The organism is uncultured Blautia sp., assembly GCF_902497045.1.
Taxonomy (GTDB): domain Bacteria; phylum Bacillota; class Clostridia; order Lachnospirales; family Lachnospiraceae; genus Blautia_A.
This window is the reverse complement of the sequence record NZ_CABVDF010000174.1, coordinates 1-6126: the sequence shown is the minus strand read 5'-3', so window position 1 is coordinate 6126 and position 6126 is coordinate 1. Positions and strand designations below refer to the sequence as shown.

Below are 6126 nucleotides of genomic sequence, written 5' to 3'. Positions count from 1 at the left end.
ATTGACAAATATAAGGTTAGAATTTATAATGAACATTGTTCATAAAAGAAACGAAAGGACGAAAAACAAATGAAAAAATTATGGAATACGGCATTTGGATATTTTCTGGCTGCTATGGCTGCAGGAGTCTTTTACAGAGAATTCACTAAATTTAATGGCTTTACAGGGAGAACGACACTGGCATTTACACACGTACATCTGATGGTACTTGGTACCATGGTATTTCTGTTTCTGGGTCTTGCCGCTAAGGTAACTAATCTTATGAAACAAAAAAGTTTCTATAGATTTTACATGATCTATAATGTGGCACTTCCTCTTATGGTGGCAGTAATGATCGTCCGTGGTATTTTTCAGACCCTGGGAACAGAATTATCCCGTGGATTGGATGCATCAATATCCGGAATTGCAGGGCTGACTCATATTGCTATTGCAGGAGCTTTGATTTACTTATTTATAATTTTACGGAAAACGGAATAAAATTGATTAACAGCCAAAATGATCAGAAAGGTCATATAATGACACGGAATTTTATAATGATATTTTTGCTTAAAAAGCACGCGTAATATTGCGTGCTTTTTTTCTATATGCTATCATAAAGAAAATGCAAAATTGTATAGAATCAGATTGTGATAATGGATTGGGGGATATTTTATGGCAGTAACAATACAGCAGATCGCAGATCGTGCAGGAGTTTCACGAGGAACTGTAGACCGTGCACTGAACAACAGAGGCCGCATTAATAAAGAGGTGGCAGAGAGAATACGGGAAATAGCCAGTGATATGGGATATGTGCCCAGAGCACGGAAAAAAACAGAAAAAATTAACAAACATAAAATAGGAATTGTAACACAGCTAGCAAAGGCTTCTTTTATGATTGAAATAAACAGAGGAATTCTTCAGGCCAAAAGAGAGCTTGAGAACTGGGGGATAGAACTTTTGATACGGGAAAGTGTATCCGTTAATGAAAAAGAACAGCTGGCTGCTATTGATGAACTGGTGGAAGAAGGAATAGAAGGGCTTGCGATCATGCCGGTAGACTGCAATCCGATACGTGATAAGCTGAACTGGCTGACCGAGGAGAGAGGGATCCCTGTTGTTACTTTTAACTCAGATATTGTAGGAACGAGGCGGGTATGCTTTGTAGGAATGGATAATCGAAAAAGCGGCAGGACTGCGGCGGGACTTTTGGGAATGCTCACAGGCAGAAAAGGAAAAATTTTAATCATAACAGGATTTTTTGGAAACCAGGTAAATAATATCCGTGTAGAAGGTTTTGTAGAAGAGATCAAGAAAAGTTATCCGGAAATTTCCATAGCCGGTGTCCATGGCAGCTTTGATGAAACAGAGGAAGTGAAAAAGATCATTGAAACAGCAATGATGAATATTTCCGGTATCAATGGAATTCTCGTAGTATCAGGGGGACAGGCTGGCGTGGGGATGGCATTTGAAACCCTGAAGCTGGAAAAAAGACCTTATGTAGTGATATATGATCAGACCCCGAAAAATGAAAAAGCCCTAAGAGATGATACGGTGGATTTTCTGATCGATCAGAATGGATATGTACAGGGATACCGCCCGCCGTTTATCCTGGCAGATATACTCAGCAAAGGTCAGATGCCGGAAATGGAATATCTTTTTACAGACATTAATATCAAAACAAAGTACAATATTTAGCGGGGGAAGTATCTTTTGCAGGGCAGACTTTTACGGAATATAAAAAAATACTGGATTTTATTGCCTGCAGCTGCAGGCTGCGGAATATTGTTATGGTGGGGAGGCGGAGAAAAAGATACGATTTCCAGAACGGATCCCTACAGAATTGGAGTGGTTACAAAATCCCGTACAAGTGAATACTGGATGATGATGCAGTCTGGAATGGAAACAGCAGCCAGAGAAACAGGTGCAGAACTGATACTTTTTTCTCCGGAATCAGAAGCAGACCAGGAGGCACAGGAAAAACTTGCGGGTAGTCTGATCAGGAAAAATGTAGATGTACTTGCAGTGGCGCCTATTGATTCCGGAACATATCCTGATTACAGGAAAGCTGCAGAGGAAAAGGGGATTCCGCTGATTTCCTATGATACGCCTTTTGAGGATCCGGATATTCCATATGTAGGAATCGACAATGAAAAGGCTGGATACAGACTGGCAGAATATCTGTGTGAAGCTCTGGATCATCATGGAGATATTGGTGTGATATCAGGCGATACGAGACAGCTGAATCACAGGCAGAGGGTAGACGGAATCTGTAAATATATAGAGAAAGAGCCAAATATGCAGGTAGCTTTTTTAGAAGAAGGGTATGGAAACCGTAAATTATCTGAGAAAGAGATCCATAAGCTGCAGAACCAATATCCCGAGATAAGAGGTATTATAGCCAACAGCGCCGTGGCTGCGCTGGGTTTGGTGGATGAGGTGAAAGATTATGATATTCTTGTTGTGTCCCATGATGCACAGTCAGATTCTCTTGAAGCACTCAGGGAAGGGAGCATAAGTGCATTGATCGCACAATATGGATATGAGATTGGATATGAGACGATTTTATATATAGATGCCATGTATAAAGGAGAAGAGGTTCCCAAAAAGAAAATACTGGAGGCTGAGCTTCTTACCGGAGAAAGCCTGGAGGAATATGATGAAAAGTATTCGCAGTAAAATATTAACGGCTATGATATTGATCACACTTCTGGCATCCACCGCCGTAACTGTTATTTTTTATCGGCAGTCGGCAGGAGTGATAGAAGAAAATTACCTGAAAACACTGCAGCAGAGAAGTGCCCAGATGATTGATGTCATGGATCAGACCATGAAAAATATACAGGATATAACCATATATGCCTCCTGCGACCAGGAACTTAAAAATGAAATACAGCAATACAGAAACAGACAGAACAGTGAACATCTGGATCAGATGGCAGAGCGGCTGAAAGAATTCTGCGGAAGAGAATCTGGTATTTCATCCATGTACCTTCTGATGAAAAACGAAAAGGTCCTGGTGACCTCAGAGGAATATCCGGTATACAGAAAAGAAATACAGAGTTCAGACATAAAAGATATCAAAACTTTTTATGAAGATGAAAAATCTCCCGGAATCCTGCAGGATCTGGTATCAGATAAGGAATTACAGATTTCCTTTGTTGAAGAGATACGTTCAGAAAAAGAAGTTCTTGGATATATTTTATCTAATGTGGGAGAAAGAGAACTGTACTATCAATATATAGATGGAATCTACGAGGATACCATGCAGGAGGCGGTTCTTCTGGATAATGAGGGACGTGTGCTTACTTCTTCAGAACCGTATGAAACAGGGGCGCCCTATTGGAATCTGGAATGCTACCAAAAACGCATAGGCGGTACTGAAAATTTTGGAACAGATGGAAATAACTTGTACAGCTTCTGCAAAGCTCCCTTTTCCAGATTCGGTCTTTTTGTTGTAACAGAAAGGAATGCTGTTCTGCACACTTTACAGGAAACAGGAAAATATTTTATAGGTGTTCTTCTGATTGTTATGTTAGCAGCGGTTTTTGCAGCATTATACCTGTCCGGACTGATTTACAGACCTTTGAAAAAACTGACCGGAGCAATGTCCAGAGTATCAGAAGGAAACCTGGATTTCAGAGCAGAGGCTGAGTCCAATGATGAAATAGGCATGCTGGTAGAGGATTTTAATGAAATGCTGGACAGGATCGAAGATCTGATCCAGCGTCTTATCATAGAAGAAGACAGAAAAAAGGATGTAGAACTTGAAGCACTCCAGTACCAGATCACACCTCACTTTATGTATAATACATTGAATTCCATTAAATATTCAGCTCTTATCAAGGGCGAAACAGATACAGGGAAACTTATCGGTGATTTTGTAGAGCTTCTTCAGACTGCAATCAGCAAAAAGGGAACGTTTATTACCGTGGCAGAGGAAATACATATTCTTGAAAAATATCTTCATCTTCAGGAATTTCGGTATGGAGGACAGTTTCATGTAGAGTATGAGGTCAGTACCGATACAGAAGTATATCAGGTTCCCAGACTGCTTCTTCAGCCGCTGGTGGAAAATTCACTGCTTCACGGAATGGATCTGAAAGAAAAAGAGGGATGTCTTAAGATCAAAACAGAACTGGTGGAGGGCAGACTGTATCTTAAGGTGACAGATAATGGACGAGGAATGACAGAGGAACAGATCCGAAAGCTTTTGTCAGAAAAAAGCCGAAAGACCACAGGTTTTACAGCAATTGGAATCCCGAATATCCAGGAGAGACTGCATTTATATTATGGAAAAGAAGCCGATATTTATTATGAAAGCTCGGAAAAGGAAACCACAGCAGTGATTTTTCTGCCGGCACAAAAGGGGGACAAAAACAATGAGACAGATCAAAACAATCATTGCAGATGATGATTACCTTGTAAGGAGTTATCTTAAGATCCTTCCTGCATGGAAAGAAAACGGTTTTGAAATTACGGGAGAGGCACGCGATGGAGAGGAGGCATACCGTATTCTTATGGAAACAGATGCGGAACTTCTGATTACAGACGTATCCATGCCTTTTATGAACGGAATCGAACTTATAAAAAAAGTACGAAAAGAAAACAAGCATATTTATATTATTGTATTAAGCTGTCATGATGATTTTGAATATGTGAAAGATGCAATGAAAGAGGGGGCAAACGAATACATTCTGAAAAACACACTGGATCAGGACAGTTTAAGCCAGCTTCTTGTAAATACCAGAAACAGCATGGAAGAGCAGGAGAAAAAAGAAATTTTTTCTGATAATACAGGTGACAGTATGAACCGGAAAGGCCTGTTTTTTAACAGCGTACTGTCTGGTGCGGTAAAAGGAGAAGAAAAAGAAGCGGCTGCGAAAGCAGCGGGAGTCACAGGTTCTTTTCATAATTGTGCAGTAGTCTGCATGTATTTGGAAAGCCCGGAAGCAGAGGAGGAGAGATGGACACACTTTGAGGCGGAGCAGCAGTGCCAGATATTTTATCAGAGGCTTTGCCGTGAACTGGAAGAGCATTTTAAAAATGAAAGCTACAGAACGGAAGTGATCTATCTGGGAACTGGTATTTTTTGCTGCTTTCTGGATCTGTCTGACATCCGGAAAAGCAGTGTCATGCAGCAGAAGCTGACAGATACAGCTGTTGCCTGTTATAAAATATGCAAAAAAGAGGAACATTGCTACCGGATCTGTGTAAGTAATGTCTGTATTGGTGCAGAAGCACTGGTTCAGGCGTACCAGCAGGCCAGAGACATGATGCATGTTTCTTTTTATGACAGAAGAGAGATTCTTTACTATCAGCCGGACTGTCATGTGAATCCGGATCTGCCGGATGGATTAGAGGAATGCCGAAATCGAATCCACAAAGCCTTTGCGGAAAAAGATAAAGATTCTTTTGTGGAAGAGGGACGGAAAGTATGGGATTTGTTTCGTGACAGGAAGACAGAAAGCCGGCTGGTGATACAGTGGTTTCGAAGGCTGGAGCAGGAAATGGGAATAGACATTCAGAGAGATTACAGAAAGGTTACCAGTCTGCGGCAGCTGGAATCCTGGTATCAGAAGGATGAAGAGTATCTTTTTTGTAAAAAGAAAACACAAATACCGGAAAATATCAATAAAACAGTAAGGATTGCAGCGGAATTTATACAGAATCATTTTAAAGAGCCCATCGGCCTTACGGAAGCAGCTCAGGAGGCTAGCGTAAATCCTTCTTATCTCAGCTATCTTTTTACCCAGGAAATGGGAATTGGATTTTCTAATTTTCTTCTGTCACAGAGACTTTCCTGTGCAGGAGAATTGCTGGAGCAGACAGATCTGAAGATCCGGGAGATTGGAAATCGTTCAGGTTTTAATGATTATCATTATTTTTCAAAGGCATTTAAAAAAAGATATGGCATGAGTCCGGCAGAATACCGGAGGCATCATACGAGACATCAGTGACAGCGCTGGTGTCTTTTTTTATGTACCAGGGTTTACTTTCCAAAAAAAAGACACAAAAATAAATCCCTTTTTTTCAATCAAAGAAAAAGACAAACAATCTTAAAATAATCCCAATTTCAGAAGAAGCACAGGACTGGTATGATACACATGAAAAGAGATACAGTACTGTAATAGATAAATCATAAAAAAG

At 40.5% G+C, this 6126-nt stretch carries 5 protein-coding genes; all 5 read left to right on the top strand.

What is annotated here, in order from left to right; genetic code table 11:
- Positions 1 to 69 precede the first annotated feature (69 nt).
- The 5 genes from RDS42_RS11365 to RDS42_RS11345 all read left to right on the top strand — a co-directional run bounded on the left by RDS42_RS11365 (position 70) and on the right by RDS42_RS11345 (position 5936).
- Positions 70 to 477 carry a DUF2871 domain-containing protein gene (locus RDS42_RS11365; protein WP_308783771.1) on the top strand — a complete coding sequence of 136 codons (408 nt, stop codon included), beginning with the start codon at positions 70 to 72 and terminating at the stop codon, positions 475 to 477.
- Between the two features lie 174 nt (positions 478 to 651).
- Positions 652 to 1674 carry a LacI family DNA-binding transcriptional regulator gene (locus RDS42_RS11360; protein ID WP_308783770.1) on the top strand — a complete coding sequence of 341 codons (1023 nt, stop codon included), beginning with the start codon at positions 652 to 654 and terminating at the stop codon, positions 1672 to 1674.
- A 15-nt stretch (positions 1675 to 1689) separates the two neighbouring features.
- Positions 1690 to 2655, top strand: a complete 966-nt coding sequence (locus tag RDS42_RS11355; RefSeq protein WP_308783769.1) for a substrate-binding domain-containing protein — start codon at positions 1690 to 1692, stop codon at positions 2653 to 2655.
- Positions 2633 to 4390 (top strand): histidine kinase, encoded by a 1758-nt coding sequence (locus RDS42_RS11350; protein ID WP_308783768.1) that lies wholly within the window; start codon positions 2633 to 2635, stop codon positions 4388 to 4390. The genes RDS42_RS11355 and RDS42_RS11350 overlap by 23 nt, the downstream gene beginning before the upstream one ends.
- Entirely contained in the window at positions 4359 to 5936 is a 1578-nt protein-coding gene (locus tag RDS42_RS11345) for a response regulator (RefSeq protein ID WP_308783767.1), read from the top strand. The genes RDS42_RS11350 and RDS42_RS11345 overlap by 32 nt, the downstream gene beginning before the upstream one ends.
- The last annotated feature ends 190 nt before the right edge of the window (positions 5937 to 6126 follow it).

Bases quoted from the DNA above. Each gene is read 5' to 3' on its own strand.
- RDS42_RS11365 (WP_308783771.1), top strand. From the start codon at position 70: ATGAAAAAATTATGGAATACGGCATTTGGATATTTTCTGGCTGCTATG.
- RDS42_RS11360 (WP_308783770.1), top strand. From the start codon at position 652: ATGGCAGTAACAATACAGCAGATCGCAGATCGTGCAGGAGTTTCACGA.
- RDS42_RS11350 (WP_308783768.1), top strand. From the start codon at position 2,633: ATGATGAAAAGTATTCGCAGTAAAATATTAACGGCTATGATATTGATC.
- RDS42_RS11345 (WP_308783767.1), top strand. From the start codon at position 4,359: ATGAGACAGATCAAAACAATCATTGCAGATGATGATTACCTTGTAAGG.